21 protein-coding genes are annotated in these 20,213 nt (G+C 45.8%); 9 read left to right on the top strand and 12 right to left on the bottom strand.

Going from position 1 to position 20,213, the window contains the following annotated elements; all coding sequences use genetic code 11:
* The first annotated feature begins 417 nt into the window (after positions 1-417).
* The 9 genes from ACZ5KY_RS08260 to ACZ5KY_RS08220 all read left to right on the top strand — a co-directional run bounded on the left by ACZ5KY_RS08260 (position 418) and on the right by ACZ5KY_RS08220 (position 9,306).
* Positions 418-1,218 carry an ABC transporter substrate-binding protein gene (locus ACZ5KY_RS08260; RefSeq protein ID WP_464243419.1) on the top strand — a complete coding sequence of 267 codons (801 nt, stop codon included), beginning with the start codon at positions 418-420 and terminating at the stop codon, positions 1,216-1,218.
* Between the two features lie 10 nt (positions 1,219-1,228).
* Positions 1,229-1,915, top strand: coding sequence for an ABC transporter permease (locus tag ACZ5KY_RS08255; protein WP_464243418.1), 687 nt, complete (start codon positions 1,229-1,231; stop codon positions 1,913-1,915).
* A 4-nt stretch (positions 1,916-1,919) separates the two neighbouring features.
* Positions 1,920-2,642 (top strand): ABC transporter ATP-binding protein, encoded by a 723-nt coding sequence (locus ACZ5KY_RS08250; protein ID WP_464243417.1) that lies wholly within the window; start codon positions 1,920-1,922, stop codon positions 2,640-2,642.
* Positions 2,609-3,802: a molybdopterin molybdotransferase MoeA gene (locus ACZ5KY_RS08245; protein ID WP_464243416.1), complete on the top strand. Its 1,194-nt coding sequence runs from the start codon at positions 2,609-2,611 to the stop codon at positions 3,800-3,802. The genes ACZ5KY_RS08250 and ACZ5KY_RS08245 overlap by 34 nt, the downstream gene beginning before the upstream one ends.
* Before the next feature lie 71 nt (positions 3,803-3,873).
* Positions 3,874-5,022, top strand: a complete 1,149-nt coding sequence (locus ACZ5KY_RS08240; RefSeq protein WP_464243415.1) for an iron-containing alcohol dehydrogenase — start codon at positions 3,874-3,876, stop codon at positions 5,020-5,022.
* 25 nt (positions 5,023-5,047) lie between these two features.
* A complete protein-coding gene (locus ACZ5KY_RS08235) occupies positions 5,048-6,742 on the top strand; it encodes a GAF domain-containing sensor histidine kinase (protein ID WP_464243414.1) in 1,695 nt (564 codons plus the stop codon).
* On the top strand, positions 6,735-8,270 hold the full coding sequence (locus tag ACZ5KY_RS08230; protein ID WP_464243413.1) for a sigma-54-dependent transcriptional regulator: 1,536 nt from the start codon (positions 6,735-6,737) through the stop codon (positions 8,268-8,270). The genes ACZ5KY_RS08235 and ACZ5KY_RS08230 overlap by 8 nt, the downstream gene beginning before the upstream one ends.
* 50 nt (positions 8,271-8,320) lie before the next feature.
* Positions 8,321-8,803, top strand: coding sequence for a cyclic pyranopterin monophosphate synthase MoaC (moaC, locus tag ACZ5KY_RS08225; RefSeq protein ID WP_464243412.1), 483 nt, complete (start codon positions 8,321-8,323; stop codon positions 8,801-8,803).
* On the top strand, positions 8,800-9,306 hold the full coding sequence (locus tag ACZ5KY_RS08220) for a MogA/MoaB family molybdenum cofactor biosynthesis protein (RefSeq protein ID WP_464243411.1): 507 nt from the start codon (positions 8,800-8,802) through the stop codon (positions 9,304-9,306). Before moaC ends, ACZ5KY_RS08220 begins: the two co-directional genes overlap by 4 nt.
* Before the next feature lie 67 nt (positions 9,307-9,373).
* On the opposite strand, the gene ACZ5KY_RS08215 is transcribed toward ACZ5KY_RS08220, so the two are convergent.
* From ACZ5KY_RS08215 to ACZ5KY_RS08160, 12 genes are all read right to left on the bottom strand, one after another.
* Complete coding sequence (locus ACZ5KY_RS08215) at positions 9,374-9,523, bottom strand: hypothetical protein (RefSeq protein WP_464243410.1); 150 nt, start codon at positions 9,521-9,523, stop codon at positions 9,374-9,376.
* 282 nt (positions 9,524-9,805) lie between these two features.
* On the bottom strand, positions 9,806-10,204 hold the full coding sequence (locus ACZ5KY_RS08210) for a hypothetical protein (RefSeq protein WP_464243409.1): 399 nt from the start codon (positions 10,202-10,204) through the stop codon (positions 9,806-9,808).
* A 598-nt stretch (positions 10,205-10,802) separates the two neighbouring features.
* Positions 10,803-12,056, bottom strand: coding sequence for a tetratricopeptide repeat-containing protein (locus tag ACZ5KY_RS08205; protein ID WP_464243408.1), 1,254 nt, complete (start codon positions 12,054-12,056; stop codon positions 10,803-10,805).
* 114 nt (positions 12,057-12,170) lie between these two features.
* Positions 12,171-13,589 carry a tetratricopeptide repeat-containing protein gene (locus ACZ5KY_RS08200; protein ID WP_464243407.1) on the bottom strand — a complete coding sequence of 473 codons (1,419 nt, stop codon included), beginning with the start codon at positions 13,587-13,589 and terminating at the stop codon, positions 12,171-12,173.
* Positions 13,586-14,152: a hypothetical protein gene (locus ACZ5KY_RS08195; RefSeq protein ID WP_464243406.1), complete on the bottom strand. Its 567-nt coding sequence runs from the start codon at positions 14,150-14,152 to the stop codon at positions 13,586-13,588. The genes ACZ5KY_RS08200 and ACZ5KY_RS08195 overlap by 4 nt, the downstream gene beginning before the upstream one ends.
* Before the next feature lie 2 nt (positions 14,153-14,154).
* Positions 14,155-14,619, bottom strand: coding sequence for a TIR domain-containing protein (locus ACZ5KY_RS08190; protein ID WP_464243405.1), 465 nt, complete (start codon positions 14,617-14,619; stop codon positions 14,155-14,157).
* 1 nt (position 14,620) lies between these two features.
* Positions 14,621-15,211 carry a 7-cyano-7-deazaguanine synthase gene (locus ACZ5KY_RS08185; protein ID WP_464243404.1) on the bottom strand — a complete coding sequence of 197 codons (591 nt, stop codon included), beginning with the start codon at positions 15,209-15,211 and terminating at the stop codon, positions 14,621-14,623.
* Positions 15,208-15,915, bottom strand: coding sequence for an 8-oxoguanine DNA glycosylase (locus ACZ5KY_RS08180; RefSeq protein ID WP_464243403.1), 708 nt, complete (start codon positions 15,913-15,915; stop codon positions 15,208-15,210). The genes ACZ5KY_RS08185 and ACZ5KY_RS08180 overlap by 4 nt, the downstream gene beginning before the upstream one ends.
* Positions 15,912-17,306 carry a toll/interleukin-1 receptor domain-containing protein gene (locus ACZ5KY_RS08175; RefSeq protein WP_464243402.1) on the bottom strand — a complete coding sequence of 465 codons (1,395 nt, stop codon included), beginning with the start codon at positions 17,304-17,306 and terminating at the stop codon, positions 15,912-15,914. Before ACZ5KY_RS08175 ends, ACZ5KY_RS08180 begins: the two co-directional genes overlap by 4 nt.
* Positions 17,307-17,365: 59 nt before the next feature.
* Positions 17,366-18,517 (bottom strand): PfkB family carbohydrate kinase, encoded by a 1,152-nt coding sequence (locus ACZ5KY_RS08170; protein ID WP_464243401.1) that lies wholly within the window; start codon positions 18,515-18,517, stop codon positions 17,366-17,368.
* A 283-nt stretch (positions 18,518-18,800) separates the two neighbouring features.
* Positions 18,801-19,424 (bottom strand): hypothetical protein, encoded by a 624-nt coding sequence (locus ACZ5KY_RS08165; protein ID WP_464243400.1) that lies wholly within the window; start codon positions 19,422-19,424, stop codon positions 18,801-18,803.
* A 101-nt stretch (positions 19,425-19,525) separates the two neighbouring features.
* A complete protein-coding gene (locus ACZ5KY_RS08160) occupies positions 19,526-20,089 on the bottom strand; it encodes a terminase small subunit (RefSeq protein ID WP_464243399.1) in 564 nt (187 codons plus the stop codon).
* Between the last annotated feature and the right edge of the window lie 124 nt (positions 20,090-20,213).

The following is a 20,213-nucleotide window of genomic DNA, read 5'->3' as shown; positions in this document are numbered from 1 at the left end:
GACTCGAAGCGTTCCAATATGTGACAGTATGTAACATTGCCCCCACAATCAACGTTCCATCCAAGCAAACCAATACGACACCAACAGGTGTTCCACAATGGGTCACTTTGCATCAATTCGATACACTCAGCCCCCTCTGTGCACAACGGCCCATGCGAACCAAGAAAATCAATCGCCACATTTCGTTCCAACCGTTCCAAATTCTAAACTGTAGTGGTGCACTAAAATACCCACACTGAGCACCACTTATCCAGCCATCGCCATTTACCGCCTTGGAAACAAAACCTTATCTAAACAAAATGATCCATTTTTGCATGGCTCTTGCATGTATAATTAGTGCAGAATGAACAACAGTACGATCATTAGTATAATTATCCCACGATGACTGACCATCACAACTGACAAGGAATTAATGCAATGAAGCCTATTTTGACACTAATCATGGCAGTAAGCCTATGCGTAGCATTCACTATACCGGCACTGGCCACTGAACACTTACGCTTAGCAACCACGACCTCGACCGAAAATTCGGGTTTACTCGCCGTACTATTGCCCCCCTTTGAACAGGCTAACAATTGTCAAATTGATGTCATTGCCGTCGGTACAGGCAAAGCTATTAAACTTGGTGAGTCGGGTGATGTAGATGTTGTAATGGTGCACGCCCGCAGTAAGGAAGATAAGTTTATTGCCGATGGCTACGGTGTGGATCGCCGCGACGTGATGTACAATGATTTTGTTGTTCTTGGACCTGCTAACGACCCCGCTGGCGTAAAACAAACAACGGATGTAACCGCAGCGATGGCGACCATTGCTCAGCACCAGGAAACGTTTGTTTCTCGCGGCGACGATTCGGGAACCCATAGCCGCGAAAAACAACTGTGGCGTGCAGCACATGTTACTCCAGAGGGTAAGTGGTATTTAGAAGCTGGCCGAGGTATGGGCGAAGTGATTATTATGGCAGGTGAGCGAAAAGGCTACACCCTAAGCGACCGCGGCACCTATCTTGCTTTTAGTGGCAAGACTGATCTAGAGGTTGTCAGTCAAGGCGATTCTCAGCTTTTTAACCCATATGGGGTGATCATGGTTAACCCCCTAAAACACCCACACGTAAAAGATGAATTAGCCAAAAAGTTCCTTGCCTTCCTCGTGTCAGATCAAGCAAAAGCACTGATCACTGGCTATCGTCGAGGCGGTGAGCAACTTTTCTACGTACAATAAGGGGATCGAATTGGACTACCTGTTCGAATCAATACGCGCCGCTATAAAGCTCATCTTTGCCTTCGATCAGGACATACAGAGGATCGTTTGGACCTCTCTTTACACCTCCTTTTGCGCGATTACGTTATCTGCAGCAGTTGCCGTTCCAATGGGCGTTGTTCTTGGTTTAACACAGTTTCGCGGGCGGCGTATCGTGATCACTCTGCTCAATACCTTAATGGCGCTGCCAACCGTTGTCGTAGGGCTGGTATTGTTTGGGGTGTTCAGTCGACAAGGCCCCATGGGCAACCTTGGTCTTCTTTTTACACCCATTGCCATGATTGCCGGACAGATGGTTCTAGCAACGCCCATCATCTGCAATTATGTACTCGCTGCAGTTGAAGGTTCCGATAGCCGAATTATAAACACCGCTCTTACCCTTGGCGCGACACCGTTACAGGCCAATATTCAACTCATTAAAGAGATCCGTTTCGGGGTGATGGCGGCAATCATAGCGGGTTTTGGCCGAGTGATTGGTGAAGTGGGCGTAGCGATGATGCTTGGTGGCAATATTCGTAACTCAACCCGCACCATGACCACAGCAATTGCCCTCGAAACAAGCAAGGGTGAATTTGCCTTTGGCTTAGCATTAGGTATTGTTTTATTGAGCGTAGCGCTGTTCGTAAATATGTTTTTAAATCTACTGCAACAAAGGTAATAGGATGGAGCCAATACTCAGCTTGAAAAATGTGGTGATCCATCAAGGTGACAATTTTTGTTTATCAATTGACAGCCTTGAACTTTTCCCCCAGCGCAGCTATGCGCTCTCAGGGGCAAATGGTTCAGGTAAGAGCACCCTGCTAAGGGTTCTTGCCTTATTACAACAACCACAACAAGGGACCATTATTTTTGACAGTAAGGCTAAAACAATCACCGAAAAAAGGCAGCAGATCACCCTCGTTGAACAATCGCCCTATCTGTTTAAAGGAACCGTGTATGACAACCTCGCTTTTGGCCTCAAATTACGCGGCATACACACTAAAGATCAACAACAACGCATTCAATCAGCTCTAGAGATGGTAGGACTCTCAGCCCTCGCGCAGCGTATGTTCGACAACCTTTCAGGTGGCGAAATTCAACGTATCGCTCTGGCACGCGCGCTCGCTTTAGAGCCAAATATTATTCTGCTAGATGAACCAACGGCCAGTGTCGATGGTGACAGCGTACAGAACTTTGAAGCATTACTCAGCGAGTTACCGCGTCGTGGAGTAACCGTGGTGTATTCCACTCACGACCAATCACAGCCGCAACGAATCGGCAGTGAAGTGATACGCATTGATCATGGACAGCTCGTCAATGCATCAAACACACGACAAAAAAATACCAATGATAATTTAAAGGAGAACACAATATGGCAACGTCTTATGAACGTGCACGAGAGCTAATCTTAGACAGATCAGCTCTACTGCAAAGTGAATCTATAGCACTCATTGATCTCGCTGGCCGAGTACTTGCCGAAGAGATCGTATCTCAGTGTGAACTACCACGTTGGAACAACTCAGCGATGGACGGATTTGCAGTGTGTCATGAGGATAACCGAGTTGGTGCGCAGCTAAAAATCATTGGCTACATCCCAGCTGGAGCTGTCGCTGGTGAGCTAAATGTTGTACCCGGTACCGCGATAAAAATCATGACTGGCGCTCCAACACCACAAGGGTGCCAAGCCATTATTCCCATTGAAGATACTGAGAATGATGAGGACACGGTCACCATTACCCAGCCTTTTAAGATGGGGGACCATATCCGTGTCCAAGGGGAGGATATCCCAAAAAATGAGCTAATACTGACGGCTGGAACCGTTCTGCGCCCAGCCGCGATTAACCTGTTAGCAACTTTAGGGTTTTCCACCGTCAAGGTATTTAGAAAACCGAAAGTCGCTATTTTATCGACAGGAGACGAACTGGTAGAACCCGGTGAAACGGTTGGCGCAGGTCAAATCACCAACAGTAACGCCTATTCAATTGCTGCGGCAGTCAAAGAGGCTGGCGGTGAGCCGATCCTCCTCGGCATCGCTCGCGATAACCGCGAAAGCCTACAACAAAAGCTTAGTGAAGGATTAAAAGCCGAAGTGTTAATCACCTCGGCGGGTGTCTCCATGGGAGATCGTGATCTTGTCTGCGACATGTTAAACGAATCGGGCGTAGAACAGATATTTTGGAAAGTTGACGTTAAACCGGGCCGCCCCACTGCCTTTGCTGTGAACGATGGTAGGTTGATTTTTTCTCTACCGGGGAATCCCGTATCAACGATGGTCACCTTCGAAGAGTTTGTTCGACCTGCATTACTGAAAATGCAAGGTCATCGCAACCCGATTAAAGACACCGTCAAGGCCACATTAACTGAGGCGGTGAAGAAAAAGGAGGGTCGCGTTCAATTTTTACGCGTTTTCGTTACCAACAGTGATAACGGCCTGACTGCCACAAGTTCAGGGGATCAAAATACTGGAATTTTAAGCACAATGATTCGCGCCAACGCCATCGCTATTTTACCCGCTGATCGCGACCGAATTGAAGCAGGTGAAACGGTGGAGATCCAAATGATTTAAAGGTGGTCATCGCCACCAAACAGCAATATTGAGGATCCAGCACTGATACACATTTAACAGAAAGAACAAATATGAATATCACCAAGTTTGTCACACCAGAAATTATCTTCGGTTGCGGTTCTCTCAGTCAAATTGGAGAAAGCGCATTGCGTCTTGGTGCGTCCAAGGTTTTTATCGTCAGTGACGAAGGGGTGATTGACTCAGGCTGGGTCGAGATTGCCTGTAGCTACCTGAAACAAGCAGGATTGGAGATTGAGATCTTTTCGGCATTAACAACAAACCCTAAAGATCATGAGATCGATGCAGGCCTTGCCCAGTATCTCGAATCTGGCTGTGATGCCCTCATCGCCGTTGGCGGCGGTAGCCCCACCGATGTCGCTAAGTCGATCGCGATGTTAGCCACCAACGGCGGCACTCTGCGCGACTACGAAGGTGTCAACAATATCAGTCGGCCTCTGCCGCCAATGATCATGGTCCCCTCCACTGCTGGTGCGGGTTCCGAAGTGAGTCAATTTGCCATCATTGTCGATACCGAACGGATGCTGAAGATGTCGATCATCTCAAAATCATTGGTTCCCGATATTGCCATTGTTGACCCCGAGCTACTGCGCACCAAAGACAGTTGGCTCGCCGCAGCGACAGGCGTTGATGCGCTAACCCACGGCATTGAAGCCTATGTCTCTTTGGCAGCAACACCACTGACAGATATTCATGCTCTCAATGCTATTCGACTGGTTTCTGGCAATCTACGTCATGCAGTTCTTCATCGTGATGATATTGAGTCTAATACCAATATGGCGATGGCTAGCCTTTCAGCGGGAATTGCCTTTTCCAATGCAATTCTTGGCGCAACGCATGCCATGACACACCAGGTTGACGGCCTTCTCGATCATCATCATGGTGAAACTAACGCAGCAATTTTGCCACATGTTATGGAATTTAATTTGTCAGCAAACCCAGCTAAATTCGCCACCATTGCCGAAGCAATGGGCAAAAACATTCGCGGTCTAAGCAGTATAAATGCGGCGCAACTTGCCATCACTGCGGTGAATGAGATCATATATGATATTGGTCTCGCCAAAGGGTTAGCCGAGTTCGGTATCGAAAAAGAGATGATCAACGCATTAAGTATCAATGCACTAAACGATGCCTGCCTGATTACCAACCCGCGTGAAACAACTCTTCAAGATATTGAAGAAATCTTTCACCAGGCACTGTAAAGGGTTCTTACCTAAGGGAGTCATCGTGGATAAAAAAGAGAAACAGCTTGAACAACTGACGGGGGTCAACTCCTCAAAACTGAACTACTATGTTGAGTTAAAAAAAACTACAGAGGAAGCCCTTAAGCAAAATGAGCGACTGGAGGTTCTCCATCAGTTACTTCACGATATCAATATTGACATGTCGATTCAGGACATCCTTGATCGTACGTACACTCGCTTGCCTCAGGCGCTCCCTTGTACTTTTATGGCGCTTATTGCTCTCAACGAGGATGAACTTCATCTTAAAGCCGTTGCACCACGTGACTACTGTCGCGTTAGCCACTTTCCTGACAACTCACCATCATGGCAAGTGATGAAAAGTAAAGAGGCTACTATTTTCAAAGCTTCACAAGTAGAACACTCTCACGTATGGCAAAATTCTAAGTTCCCAAAGCAATTAAGTTCATTTGCTATTGCACCACTGTTTGAACGCGCTAAAGTGATTGGCGTCATGGTCGTTGGCCGAACAAATGAAGCTGAATTTTCAGAGCCAGAACTTGAATTTATTAGTCACCTCACTGATCAAATGGCGATCAGTATCCAGAATTCAAGACTCTACCGACAGGTTGCGCACACGACAAAGGAGTGGGAAGAAACATTTAATGCAGTAACAGACCCCATTTTTCTAGTCGATTCCAACTACAATATTTTGCGCCATAATGATCGTTTTACTCCCGAGATAAGCCGCCACTGGCAAAAATCGTTAGTAAACAAATGCTATTCACGGCTTCATGGCAGAGATAAACCGTGCCCTGTTTGTGCCATGGAAGAGATCAAAAGCAGTAGTCAACCCGCTCACCGCAATTGGCCAACGGATTCTGGTGTTTTACTGGAGACCTATTACTATCCCATTTTCAATGATGAGAACAAACTCGCCGCGTTCACCATCATCTTAAAAGATGTGACCCAAAAAACAAAAATGGAAGCTCAATTGCTTCAATCGGCAAAACTTGCCGCATTAGGTGAAATGGCCGCAGGGGTCGCCCACGAACTGAATAGCCCAATGACAGTGATCATCGGTACCGCTCAGATGTTGGCGAGAGAGTTCGCCAGTGAATCGGTTGAGAATGAGAGTTTACAGGATGTGATCAATTGCGGCTTACGTTGTAAGCGAATTATTCAAAACCTGCTCACCTTCTCCCGTCAAGACCAAATGCCGATGACAGATAGCGATATCAATGAGCAGGTTCGATTGGTGTTAGGACTGATCCGCTATCAAATTAATCGTAACCAGATTCAGATTATCGATAAGCTCGATCCAGATTTGACCATGGTCAATATCAACGGCTCTCAAATTCAGCAGGTTTTAACCAACTTATTGATCAATGCCCGCGATGCGTTAAATGAATCAGATCAAGAGTACAAACAGATTACGGTTTCCTCTTTTGTCCGCCACGATGAAGCAAAAACGTGGGCGGTCATCAGCGTTCAAGACAATGGTACCGGGATTGATCAAGAGAATCTCAAAAAAATATTTACCCCGTTCTTTACCAGTAAAGATGCGACAAAGGGAACAGGACTCGGACTTTCAGTCAGTCTTGGAATCGCTGAATCACATTCAGGAACAATTGAAGTTGAAAGTACGCTTGGTGAGGGAAGTACCTTTTCTCTTTTACTGCCCGTTCCATTAAAGGCTATCGCGGCCCCCCATTCAACAGAGGTGAGAGACATTGTCTGAGAACCGAATATTGATCATTGACGATGAGGTAGATGTTTGTAATTTTTTCAAACGCCTACTGCATAAAAAAGGTTATCAAGTTGTCACAGCCACCAGTGAGAAAGAAGCTCTGACGGCCCTAGAGGACTGGGATTTCAATGTGGCAATGGTTGACCTCAAGTTGCCTGACACCGACGGCTTAACGCTACTGCAAATGATTAAAAGAGCTCAACCCAGCTGCGAAGTGATTATCATGACGGGCTTTAGCACCATTAAAACAGCTGTTGACGCCATGCATTTGGGCGCATTTGAATATATCGAAAAGCCTTTTGACAACATAGACGAGATCGAAAACCTCATTCAAAATGCTGCCAGCCATGCTCATAATCGGCAAAATGGACAGGTCGGTGAAGAAGATTGGACAGCTGTCGCCGAGCGAGTTGGATTCTTTGTCGGCCAGTCACCACAAATGCGCCGCCTGGTAAGCTTGGCCTATAAGATCGCCAGTAAAAACATTAACGTCTTGATTCAAGGCAATACCGGAACGGGAAAAGAGGTGCTTGCTCGCTTTATCCATGCAGCCTCCAATAGAGCCGACCAACCCTTCATTGCCATTAACTGCGGCGCATTACCAGAAAACCTTCTCGAAAGCGAGCTTTTTGGACATGAGCGAGGCGCCTTTACTGGGGCCAACCAAGCTCGTCGTGGAATTTTTGAATTATCGCACCGTGGAACACTTTTTTTAGATGAGATTGGTGATGCCAGTCCATCGATTCAAGTCAAACTGCTGCGCGTGTTAGAAACAGGTGAATTCTGCCGTGTTGGTGGTGAGCGCTCAAGCAAAACAGATGTTCGTATCCTCTCAGCCACCAACATCAATTTAGAGGAGGCGATTCGCGAAAAAACCTTTCGCGAAGATCTATTCTACCGCCTCAATGTGGTAAGCCTCACCAGCCCCGATTTGGCCCAGCGTCGTGAGGATATTAAAGCCCTAGCTGAACACTTTATCCAGCAATACAGCCCTAACGTCAAATTACACCCAAAAGCAGCCCTTGCCTTAGAAAACTATGCGTGGCCAGGAAACATTCGCGAGCTATCAAATGTTGTCCGCCGTGCTATCGCATTATCAGATGACCAGTCGATTCAGATTCAACATTTGGCAACCCAACTAACTAACGATTTCTCAACACCAACCACAAAAATAATCTGCGAACAACCGCAGGATCTTGTCCACCAACATAACCCGAATGTTCTGGAAGATTTTTGGCAGCACTACGCCAAAGAGGAACACCTGCAAAACATGAGCGCCAGCGAGTTAAATCAGCTATTACTATCACTACGCGGACTAGAGAACTCGGTGGTCACCATCATGCGCAACAAAGGGTTAAAGCCGTCGCAAAACCGTATTCTCAAAGAATCGGAAGCAGACACCATCAAAAAGACCCTTGAGGAAAATCTTTGGAATGTCACGGCAACAGCCAAAGCATTAGGAATTGCCCGTAATACGTTACACCGTAAAATTAAACTATATGGGCTACAGAACCCATAGCAGACCGCAATGAAACCGCAAACAATTTGCAGACAATAGAAAGGCACACTATGTCATTTAATCACTTTGATGATCAAGGGCACGCCATTATGGTCGATATCAGCGCCAAAGCACCAACGTTGCGCCGCGCTGTCGCCTCAGCCCAAGTTCAGTTACAACCAAAGATTTTAAAAGCAATTTTAGATCAAAAAATCGCCAAAGGTGATGTCCTTTCTGTTGCCAGAATCGCGGGAATCGCTGCAGCAAAAATGACACCAACACTGATACCGCTATCCCATCCTCTCGCAATTCATAAGGTCAGTATCGACTTTGAGCCCGATCCAGAACGTGGCATTTTAAACATCATCAGTGATGTCACGGCACTGGAGCGCAGTGGCATGGAGATGGAAGCGATGGTTGCCGCATCACTGGCGGCGTTGACAGTATATGACATGTGCAAAGGAAGCGATAAATCAATACTGATCAGTGAAACGAAACTGCTCTATAAAGAGGGCGGAAAAAGTGGCGTATTCAAACGGGATGAAGCCTTATGAATTGGAACAGAGTAGCGATTCTCACTTTAAGTGACAAGGGCGCACGTGGTGAACGTGTTGATGAAAGTGGCCCTGCCCTGTCAACATGGCTGGCTGATCATGGAGTCATTACCGTAGAGGCGCTAATAATTGCCGATGATTTAAACCTGATTACCGAAACACTGATCGACTGGGCTGAACTGGATATTGCCGACTTGATCTTGACGACTGGGGGAACAGGACTTTCACCCCGCGATGTCACACCTGAAGCGACAATGCAGGTTGTTGACCGACTCGTTCCCGGTCTCGGCGAGTTAATGCGCATGGAGAGCCTTAAGAAAACTCCGATGGCGTCCCTGTCAAGAGCCGTTGCTGGGATAAAAGGTCGCTCATTGATTGTTAATCTACCGGGCAGCCCTAAAGCTGCATTGGAAAACCTACAAGCCGTATGGCCTGCTATTGGACACGGAATCGACAAAATTCGTGGCGACCAACAAGACTGTGCCGGCCAGTTTGATCGATAGTTCAAACTTTATTTCTTTTTCTGCATAAAAAAATCGCCCCGAAAACTTTTTCGGGGCGTTGAATTATTTAATCACTACCGTACTTCCAATCGTCGTCGGTAGTACCTGTGCTGAGAAAACACACATCTTGTTCAAGATCAATTGGTGGAGCCGGTGGATAGATTCCTTCAGGCCAATTCCAATGTTCGCAGCTGATTTCTACGGCAACGTTCTCCATGATGTTTCTCCTTTGGTACGTTAAAGTACAGTAGCTCAATAATGCTGTCGTAACACATATATTGCTAGCAACGTGCCAAAGTCGAAATAAATAAAATAACTATTCTAAATCATTGACTATTTTTCTAACAAAACCTATAACCTCTTGTTTTACAGTAGAAATCCAACTGTTTCACATTGGAACACAGTGCTACAAAACAGCTCATTTCTCAGCAATTTCTAGTTACATTCACTGGATCAAGAAACCTGTATGGTTTGACGAACCATAGCGAGAAACAGTCGACTAGCCCATCAAATCATTCCTTGAATGAACCATCCGGCCATGCTGTAACGAGTAATAACGAATCCAACTGGGGGCATGTGACATAAATCCAGAAATAACAATAATAACGATCAGGGATGGAATCGTAAATTGAGGATAAAGGTGCATAAACAATAAAATAAGCAACTTTAAATAAACTGCGACAGCCCTGAGCTGAACAAACCAGATCCAACGAGAATAGGCATCCATCACAACGAGAAGAATGCCAGAATAGATCGCTAGGGTAATATAGATCGACGCAGAAACACCCATCATTGCATTACCAAAGGTTCCAGCAATGCCGACAAGGTGTAGGGTTCGTAACATGACTTTAAATAAACGCCTGACGGTGTTGTCAGGCAAGGTACTTAGTAACGACATAGAATATCTCCGTAAAAAAACGCCATAAAAACACAATAGGAAAAAAAGTGAGAAAACTTCAAGACAATTGTCGCGTCGCCCTTAGTCGATATAACACACTTAATGCGAACCATCACTTTATGCCTAACGACTTTTAAAGTCGCGCAATTTCCTCTCCAAGACTAAATCAATGCCTTTAACTATACAGAGAACAAAACCTCTTTAAGCAACCTTTTGTGCGCGAATCCCCTTCAGGGTACTAATCGATATTTATGTCCACAACAAACAAAATCAATTTCGGCCCTAAACGACCAAACAACCATTAAGTGGCCCATAGCATGGAATTTTCAGCCCAGCTCATCTCCATGCGAGCTGAGAGCTCATAGGACATTTTATAGTCAAGAATGGATCATCAATAGACACCAGAATGTAACGGATCCAAGGAATCACTAATTAGCTCTAAAATATAGTTGAGACGAAAAAAAAGAGCCAAACCAGTAAAAACTGATTTGGCTCTATTATTTATGGTACCGGGACGAGAATCGAACAGTTAATATAAATGCCTAAAACTATAAGCACTCCATCTATTCAATTTTAAAAAGTATCCCTAAAAGTATCCCTAATGGGTTTTGTCCCTAGTTTTTTGGTAATCATCTAGGACGTGTTTCTTACCTGACTCGAATGTGTTCAGTTCCCATGTGACTAGAGATTCTTTCCGAAAAATTGCTTCGTAGTGCTCAGCATCTTGTGTCTTGCCGATAGCGTAAGAACAGTTAGCCAGTGTAGCGTAAACCCATCGGCGGTCGGAGCGTTCTTCAAAAGAGGGTTCCTCTAACGCGGCGGTAAGTTCAAGAATAATCTCTTCTCGCACCTTATGTGCACTCATCCGATCATATTGCGATTCATCCTGATCTGAATGCAGGTGCGATCTGAAGTCGTAGCAGACAGCAAGGTTCTCTCCGTTGTAGTAGTCACGCCGAAACTCAAATCCACGCCCGTAATGGCGGATGGCAGCATCCAGTTGTGCTGGATCTTTAGTTGATAACCATAGCCTCTTGTTCATGGCTCCCGTTATGCCACGTGTCTCTGGGTCGTTTGAACTGTCTGGCTGAAGTACTGAGATGATCTGAAGTCCATTCACGAGTGCGCTAATCACAGATGGCTGTTCGGATTTGTACGTGGCGAGCGCAAGTTGCTGGATAATGAACGGGTCATTAGGTTTGAGCTGGCTTGCCGCCGCGTAAGCTGTGACAGCATCACTATGCCGACTGTCTTTACTGGCAGACTCCCCTGCGCACATATAACCAGATAGACGCTCTTGCTCGGCTTCTTTCTCGTCAAGCAACTCGGCAAATTCTTCGTCGCTCAGCCTAGGCTGCTGCAGTTTGGGCAGGAAGGTATAAACCGGACTGTCTGGACGCTGCGCAACGAGCACTTCTTCAATTAAGGCATGCAAGTCACGCGACGCCCGTATTGCCTCACGAGCACCGATATCCACACCCAAGTGTTGGTATTGAAATGTACTGACATGGTCTAAATCAAAATAGAGACGGCCCTTGTCCTCTTTCATGATTATGGTCGAGTTCGGTCGTAGTGCATGGCGAACCCCAAGCTCGTAAACCGCATTGACGTTACCTGTTGATATGTCAGCTATCACCAGTTCGGCACGCAGCAGCATTTCGTACATCTCAGTATCAATAACACCGGAATGCATAACCTCGTCCGCACGTATGCACCGTAGCCCGGCATTTGTTGCTGCCGGCTGGATAATTGCCTCGTAGGTAGCGTTTAGATCAAGAGTCCGACCAGACTCAAAGTCAGTTTTTTTCCCGAAACCCATCACAACAAAGCAAAGCTTACGGCTATCTGTCATTTTCCCTCGCTAGTTTCGTCAAAAATGTGTCTGTCTGGGGCTATCTCACATGGCCGTAATATCTTAGATATTGTTTTTTTTCGAGGTCCACCATGTAGGGTTAGAATTGACAACCTAGGACAGCCCAAACACCTCATCTATCTGTCTGGCACCATCTTCCCCAAACACACGCAATGCAACAGCTACAGCTTGCATGTGCATGGAATCGCATTCTCTCAGTTTTGTTGCCAACTCTCGAGCCCTTTGATAAGCAACCACTCCCGATTCTAGATCACCTAGTAACAAGGAAGCTTCACCTTTAGTAGCATAAGTCCAATGGTTCTCACGCGAATTTTCGACATGATTTAACGTCCTCCTCGCCATAGTCTCAATCTCAGAGGTGACGGATCCAACTTCTGTTGTTGCCATCAACAGAAGGAACGCCACGTTGATGGCATGGTAGTACGCTTGGCTACTGTCTACGTTTGTCTCAGCACGCTCTAGCCCCTCAGAGTATAGTTCAAGAGCTCGGTCGAAATCATGTTGCTGATGTGATACTAACCATCGACGTTTTAAGCGCCCTGCAAGGACTCCTATGGGATCAAGTGTGCGGCACTCATGATTACGATTCCATTTTCCGATCACAGTCATTGCCTCTTCACCGCGACCAACACTCTCAAGTGCAAGCGCTAAGGTAACAATCCCGGAATCGTCAAGACCATCCTGCTTTTGCATCAAGAGTTCAATCGCACGGTAAAACTGGTTGTGTTCTACCGCAAGCCGTGCGCTTTCTATTACTGAATGGTCTCCACGCGCTCCCGTCAAAATTTTGTAGAACAATACATATGAGTAGTGATTTGTCGAGTCTGGCCGCACAATTTCCAGGTGGTTACCTGGTACCACAGCCTGCTGTGACGATGGAAAGGGATCAAGAGATGAAGACGCTGGGATAAAAGCGTCGTCTTCACCTGCGATAGAGATAAATGTGAACGATGGCTGTGTACCAATTGTTCCCTGCCACTCCTCTCGAATCTTTGCTATGAATGCACTGCCTTCTCTCATTTCCCGCGCCTGTCGCTTAATGCGCGATCCCAGGGCAGCCTTCGACACCCCAGCACTTGGCGTACCATAAAGCATAACGTGACTAAGGCGCTCTCTTAAATCAGCACTGTCAAGAATGGCTTTTTGTACTACGAGCCCGCCCATGCTGTGTGCAACCAAGGTTATAGCCTTGTATCTCTCTAGTGGGGCGAGACCTAATTTCGTGACTAAGCCTTTAGCACATGAACTGATATCTGGGTCCGAAGTCCAAATTGGCAAATCAACAGAAAGGTTCGTAGCATAACCAACGCTATAGATATCCCAGTCATTGAGACGATAATCTATAAGAAATTGCTTGTGGAATGATGCCCAAGTCTCAACAGCCTCACCATGGAACCCATGTACAAAAACAACCGCAGCATGGCTTCCAGCGTTCCTTTTCGTTACAAGAGGTTGTATATGTTTTTTTTGCCCCCCATGTAAAATATTCACAACTATATCTTTAATCTTCAACACCCTCTCCTTACAGTGAGAACTGTCTTTTTTTCGAATCCTTGAGAGAGGGCAATACGCATAAAATCCGCTGTGGAGTCGCCCTTTCCACGAGATTTCCCTTCCCAAACAACAAAGGCAAGTTTTCGATTAAGGCCTAATGTTAATGCCTCCTGAATTATCCTACTGTTTGTTTTTGAAAAGGAATTATCGTCATCGACGTCAAATCCAAGCTCTACAAGGTTGCCTCGATCACTAGCTAACTTTACCACATTATCAAAGCGTTCCCCCCAGTTGCCGGGACGATCAGTTACAGAAATTTTTCGAAAGGTATGTGATGAAAAGGGCAGAACTATTATTGCAGGGACTGCTAATTTTTCTGCAGCTTCAAGTGCGAGAATGTCTGCACCGCACGCGGCAGAGCAGACGAGATAATCAATGCTCTCCTGACGAAAGCGGCGAACGAGTTTATTAAACACATTTTCAGCTTCAAAGAGTGGAAAACGAACTTTATCGGTATCTTGATTATCTATTCGACGACCAGCAAGTGCTGCGACAACAGGTGTAACGCTCTTGACACCCACCTTTACTTCAACTCATCCGACAATTTGGACCAAGGCACTACTTTGGTACCTTCAGGGAGCCAAGCGGGTTTCTCCCCTTTGAGTTGTGCACCCGAATGTACCGCGATGACCCTCTTGCCCAGCTCAAGACTCTTGTCAACTTCCCACTTGACCCATTGGCTATTAGCTGCATTTGGTGAAAGATAGACAACCGTGGTTGAAACCCTGTTTATGCGCTCCGAAATCTTGCGCTTAATATATTCTGCTCTATCACTGTTGTACGGTTCACGTACCGAGTGATCATTAAACTCGATGTCACTTTTTTCGTTTTTGGCCTGACCACGAAGAAGATTGACCTCATCCATATCCTCGGTTGCAAAACTGATGAAGACGTTTCGCTTTCCGCCTTGAAGCGCTTCTTTTGCCTTTTGTTCGAGCGCTCGAATATCACCTAGTGTGCTCCAACCACCACCACCGTTACCACCCATCTTAGACCTCCTCGAACTTGTATTCATTGCACGCGATGCACTCGCCACAGGCTATTTCACCACCCATATGGCAAGAGTAAGTGTTTAGAATGCCTTTATTCCTAGCAAGTGCTACCACATCTACTTTATGAAATGCAGCGAGAGGCGCGAGCACTTTTATTTTTTTACTCATGCATTGGCTAATCAAGCCTTCAGCGTCACCAAGAAAGGCAGGAGTTTGGTCAGGAAACAAGGCGGTACTTTCATGGAGTAGCCCTATCGAGACCGCATCGGCACCGACTTGATATGCATAAGCTGCGGCGGTTAACAAAAACAACATATTCCGACCAGGCGTGAAAGCATCATCGATTAGATGAAGATTTGGGTCTGTAAGCCCTGAGCGAATGAGTTCACCGAAGCCGGAGAGGTCTACTACCTTCAGCTCAGGCAGATTAAGGTCAACCATAGCGCGACGGCAAGCCGCCAACTCCCGATCACGTGAGCGCTGTCCATAATCGACGAATAAAGGATATTGCTGAAGTCCTTCTTCCTGTGCAAGTTTTGCGACAAGAACCGAGTCAAGCCCCCCCGAAACAAGTGTGACAATACTCATAGTGCAACGGGCTCCATATTACGGTTTGCTACACGCATAACGATCCATATTGCCCAATCAAGAAGTCCAACTGGACAGTCCAGTTCTTGAGCATGCTCGCGTAGAACCTCTTCATGTCGCTTGTATTGCTTCAGACCGGAAATAAAATGCTTAGTGCCTGAATAGAGACCGAGCGTTGACATGTAATTCAGAACGTGTCGGTCAAGGATTGCCAGGTCATAACTTACACCCGCATTACGTAAAAACATGCTGGCCTGTTTTGGCCCGATACCAGGAACATGCTCGACAAACCAAGTGCGAGCCTCCATAGCACAATTGAAATTATTGACGAGTTCGCGTAGTGAACCCGTTTCCGACGTGATGGTGGCACGTGTTGCTGTAAGGTGCTGAGCACGAGCCACAGGGAAGCGATACTTACGCGCCCGACCTTCAACCATTAAAGGCACGCTCAGTAGTTCGATTAATTGTTTCACTAGCTTCTCGGGGCTGGCTTGAGTGTTCAAAAGAAGCTTTTCCTTATCTATGGCGTTGGCTGCAGAAACGGCAAGTGGGTACGGGACCTGACTGCTTAAAATACACGAGGACAACTCCCACCACAGACGTCTTTCGGTGTGAGACTTTGAAGCGCTCCTTACTCGGTCCTGAATATCTGGACAAATCGCGGCGACAGCCTTCGAGAGAACATTAGGTTCGTATATACTCATTCAAATAACTCCGGAAATTGCTCTTTCAATTTTTGGAATGCATTTTTACTGAGCACTCCCTGCACAAAAGATTCAATCTTATTTTGGGTAAACATATCATGCATAATGTTCCCAAACGAGGTGAAATATTTAAGATTATGTAAGGTGACGCTATTTCCAAACCCCATCTCCGTATCAACATCATCAAATAAATCAAAAAGTTGGAAATGATTTATTCCTTCAAGTTCAGTATCTAACGTATAGCGACACCACTCTAGGCCGTCAAACGTATCAGCACCAGCCGCCGCAAGGACAGCGATGGACCAAGGATTGCCTGTCCCAAGAAGGTGGATTGGTTGGTAGTAAGGTAACTTGTCTAACTCTTTTCTTATCTCTCGAACCGTTTTGGCTCTTGCGATGAGCCCAGCTCCCAGTTCACGCTCTGGAATGGCTATCAAAGGTGGCTCTAGAATCTCAGATACTTCGCGGATAATCTGAGGTATTTTTTCAAGTTGGAATCCACCCTTTTTAAGCTTAGGAGCATGTATGATCGGGAGTATCGTCTTCGAAGTAAATTTTTGGTCACGCTTAACCGCCTTGACAATTTCTTCCACGGCAAGGCGATGGCCCTTACTTGGATCCATGTTGTCAAAACAGAATGCCCAATGATGCGGAGTACAAGAAAGAGCCTCTTTCAAGTTATTTTCCACCCAAGACTTATCTTTTAGCTTAGAGGATTCATACTTTCCAGAATCAATCAGAATTAAACCTTCTTTTTGGTATTTTTCCAATTCCTTGACCATAGCCAGAGCCGCATCACGGCGGTCTTCATCTTGGCGAGAAGCCGCGTTATAAGCCCAAGCTAAATCATAAGCCGATACAAGGATAGTTGGCATCTTAAGTGCCAAAAGGATTCTCACAGCATCAGGTGGATCAACGTTCGTATTAAAGGATGAGACTGACATAAAAATTGTTGGTAGAGGCACTTTCCCATGTGCTATCGCTTTGGGCCGTTGAGGCTTTTCCCTTGCAGGAACAACGTTGGAAATTTTCCGTTGCAAGAGTTTGAATCCGGAATGGTCAACTTCGCCAGTCCAATCACGCATATCTATACTACTGATATTGCCGTAACCATAAGGTGCCCTGCTTTCATCAAGTTTAATCGGCAGTAATTTTATATTATGCTCCATAGCGAGCCGTAATTCGTCAGTAACCGTGCCTTTCTTTCGTGAGTTTACTGTGAACAGAGGTATGATACACCGCGCCTTAGGGATTTCAGCCTCAATCTCTTCAGCGAAATCACCAACGATGTCTTCATCCCACCAAGTGGTCCACTGCTGAGACAGGAGCTCATGGAGTTTTTCAGCTTTCTCATGATCCTCCCTCGCATATATTATGCAGATATCAGCCATATACAGCTTATCCCTCTCTTTTTATCGCAAACAACCCCGGATAAAATTCAACTTGCGAGTTAAGTGGCATGCTCCGCTGCAGCCCAAGCGGCGAAATAAAGTGCTGAAGTAAAATCATCGCTGATAGTGACATCGGCTTCAGAGGTAAAGGATCTTGCCGTTTCCACTCCGTTTTCACGTAAAACCACCATAGACATTCCGGCAGTTTTTTTTCTTATTTGTTTGAACGCTTCATTATCGACCCCCTCAGCAAGAACCAAGACTGCGTTTGCCTTCGGATTTATGGAGCAGTCCAATGCAGGGCAAAACACTTCAACTCCGAGTTCACGCAGTACAAATCGAGCCTCTTCAGTCGTATATCGTTGCCCAATGCTATCAATTGACCCTTCAAGCAAAACGGAACCGGGAGAGGTAAATTGAATCGGCACCAAAGCACGGAAATCTTCATCAGTAAGTGGCAAATGACCAGTACTGCAATATGCAGCAACTGAACGCGAGGCAATGTCTGCGCCTTCAGCTGCGGACAATCTCTTCTCTGCCCAGAAATGAGCAAAGATAGCACTGAATACGTCGCCGGTGCCGATCTTGAATACACGCGTTGAACGGTATGCAGGGATAGGAGTGGTTCTTCCGCCACGCTCAAAGACCGTAGCTCCTCGAATTCCCCTTTTGACGACAACAATTTCTGCATTTTGCTGTTCAATGAGATTTAAGGCTGCCAACTTGATATCATCGAGGCCAGTAGCTGATCGTAGTTCAAGTTCGTTGAGCACAACAGCTAGCTCTTTTGCGACAGACCCGTTCGCACCAAACGTAATCGGGTTTTTCCAGGTCTGAGGGTCGTAAACTGCACGGTTTGCATCTACAGCCGCATCACCTTCGAGAAATCCAAAGCGAAGGACAGCATCACCGCTAACCTGAATTATTGGTTGCTGCTCAATCTCAACAGGTGGTGGTTGGATATGTGGTCTTGATAGGGGATGGAAATAGGTAAAAACAATTGCCGTTGGCCGCGGGCTGAGACGCAACTCAATTCCCAGTTTCTTTAGCGAGTCAACATCTTTACTGTCGGAGTTTTCGGCATAGGTATAAAGTACACTGCCCGGCGAAAGCATCGATAATGCCGCTGCGGCGCGGCCACCAGAACCAAACACAGTGTCCCACTCAGGTATGCAGCATTGTTCTCTATAAAAACCACCGACAATATGCATTCGATTACCTCTTCTGTATTGACACAACCGAGTGACCAAAACCGATAGTAAAAAAGCCACCGCCCAAATATGGTTTTAGGTAATGGCTTCTATTCATTGCTGATCCATGACCTCACTGCCGTCCTTCATTTATATATTAATTTTTTTTCAGATACTGGTCTTACTTGCTTATTTAGTCAAGAATATTTTTCACACGAAGGATCAGTAAAGATAGCATCTGTATCAAGAGGGGTGTCGTAATCCTCATTATGGTCGCCTCGATCGTTAATGTGGTTATTTCATTTCAAAGTTCAAAAGGTTTAGAACCATAGTTTGGAAACTCATCAGACAATTGACTGATAAGCGCCTCCACAGGTGGCCCAAAATGACAATGAACATCGCTTTCTCCACTATAGTATGCAATATCTCCCCTAATACGACTTTGCATAATCCCCCGCAAACGGTCATAAAGGTTAAGCTCCTGAGCAGCATCCGTACCGTAAAGTATTTCGATCCAACGCTCTAAGAGCAAAGCTTCCTCTTCCATGCCAACGCGACATCCATGAAGTCGCCATAGGGACTCAATGGTTTTCTGTGCGGGATACTGTGGATCAACAAGGGAGGTATTAGTTTTAATCGTCTTTTTTAATTCGTGTTTTCGCTGCCAGATTTCAAAAAAATTAATACAATAGAAAACAGGGATCATTAGAGCTAAAAAAGAAACCACAAGAACAGCTACAGGCATAAGTAAAACCTGATTCCTTCGACCTGCAGTATCATCTTTCCACTTAAAATCCCAAGCGAAACCAGCCAGTGGCGATTCAAAAGAAGGAGGATTTTCCCGAAGATCTGCTAATTCAATTTTTGCATCTGCCACACGTGCTTCGGCCGCAACCTTAATACATTGAAGCTCTTTGGAGTGTTCCATTTTGCCCCTAGGCGATAAAAAAACGTTAAACAGATAAAACCAATTATTTATTGCAAATTCTATGTCCAGCACGACCCTATGTCAAACGCTGGTTGACACTCTCAGTGGTTGTGGTCTGTTTCTGTATAGCCAGGAGCGACGATCTCTATTCGCATAGGCATGATGATACTAGGACCGTCATTTACACCAGTGAATGCATTGACCGCTTTGTGTTTGCCCAACAACTCTAGGTTTTTCAGTTTATCTGGCCACTTGATTTTTTTCAGAAATGCAACAGCAACGCCAGAATCAACTGGACCTGCCGTCACTTCTTGCACATCGAAACTTGATAGGTAGGTGCGCCACACTTTCGGCCACTCGCTTAATGGCTTCAAGGTCCAATCGTCGTTAAGGATGTCGATGATGTCCATTTGATCTATTTCAACGAATCGGTTTAGCACGTAAACAGCATCAACCAAAGCCTCTTTAGTCACCTGCTCACACAACTCATTCAATCTTGTGGCAATCTTGGGGTTTTTAAGCAGTGAGTGAGCTTCACGGTGAATAGTAGTATTTTTCATTCGTGTAACATTAAAAACCTTACGATACGCTTCAGTGGCGCAGTTAGTACGGATATATTCAGCGCAAAACAAGCTCTGTTTTGGGGTTAACTTACACTTGGCCATTTTCAAAACTCCTCTTAAGATAACACCTTGTTTTCATTGCTTTTACAGCCCTCCCACACAACTCTGATTACTGAACGAGAAGTACGGGAGGGAGTTAGGTAAATCACGCCTGATTGACATTGCC

The organism is Desulfuromonas svalbardensis, assembly GCF_055389415.1.
This window is presented reverse-complemented; position numbering and strand designations above follow the sequence as displayed.

Bases quoted from the DNA above. Each gene is read 5' to 3' on its own strand.
- ACZ5KY_RS08260 (WP_464243419.1), top strand. From the start codon at position 418: ATGAAGCCTATTTTGACACTAATCATGGCAGTAAGCCTATGCGTAGCA.
- ACZ5KY_RS08250 (WP_464243417.1), top strand. From the start codon at position 1,920: ATGGAGCCAATACTCAGCTTGAAAAATGTGGTGATCCATCAAGGTGAC.
- ACZ5KY_RS08245 (WP_464243416.1), top strand. From the start codon at position 2,609: ATGGCAACGTCTTATGAACGTGCACGAGAGCTAATCTTAGACAGATCA.
- ACZ5KY_RS08240 (WP_464243415.1), top strand. From the start codon at position 3,874: ATGAATATCACCAAGTTTGTCACACCAGAAATTATCTTCGGTTGCGGT.
- moaC (WP_464243412.1), top strand. From the start codon at position 8,321: ATGTCATTTAATCACTTTGATGATCAAGGGCACGCCATTATGGTCGAT.
- ACZ5KY_RS08220 (WP_464243411.1), top strand. From the start codon at position 8,800: ATGAATTGGAACAGAGTAGCGATTCTCACTTTAAGTGACAAGGGCGCA.
- ACZ5KY_RS08215 (WP_464243410.1), bottom strand. From the start codon at position 9,523: ATGGAGAACGTTGCCGTAGAAATCAGCTGCGAACATTGGAATTGGCCT.
- ACZ5KY_RS08210 (WP_464243409.1), bottom strand. From the start codon at position 10,204: ATGTCGTTACTAAGTACCTTGCCTGACAACACCGTCAGGCGTTTATTT.
- ACZ5KY_RS08205 (WP_464243408.1), bottom strand. From the start codon at position 12,056: ATGACAGATAGCCGTAAGCTTTGCTTTGTTGTGATGGGTTTCGGGAAA.
- ACZ5KY_RS08190 (WP_464243405.1), bottom strand. From the start codon at position 14,619: ATGGGTGGTAACGGTGGTGGTGGTTGGAGCACACTAGGTGATATTCGA.
- ACZ5KY_RS08185 (WP_464243404.1), bottom strand. From the start codon at position 15,211: ATGAGTATTGTCACACTTGTTTCGGGGGGGCTTGACTCGGTTCTTGTC.
- ACZ5KY_RS08180 (WP_464243403.1), bottom strand. From the start codon at position 15,915: ATGAGTATATACGAACCTAATGTTCTCTCGAAGGCTGTCGCCGCGATT.
- ACZ5KY_RS08175 (WP_464243402.1), bottom strand. From the start codon at position 17,306: ATGGCTGATATCTGCATAATATATGCGAGGGAGGATCATGAGAAAGCT.
- ACZ5KY_RS08170 (WP_464243401.1), bottom strand. From the start codon at position 18,517: ATGCATATTGTCGGTGGTTTTTATAGAGAACAATGCTGCATACCTGAG.
- ACZ5KY_RS08165 (WP_464243400.1), bottom strand. From the start codon at position 19,424: ATGGAACACTCCAAAGAGCTTCAATGTATTAAGGTTGCGGCCGAAGCA.
- ACZ5KY_RS08160 (WP_464243399.1), bottom strand. From the start codon at position 20,089: ATGGCCAAGTGTAAGTTAACCCCAAAACAGAGCTTGTTTTGCGCTGAA.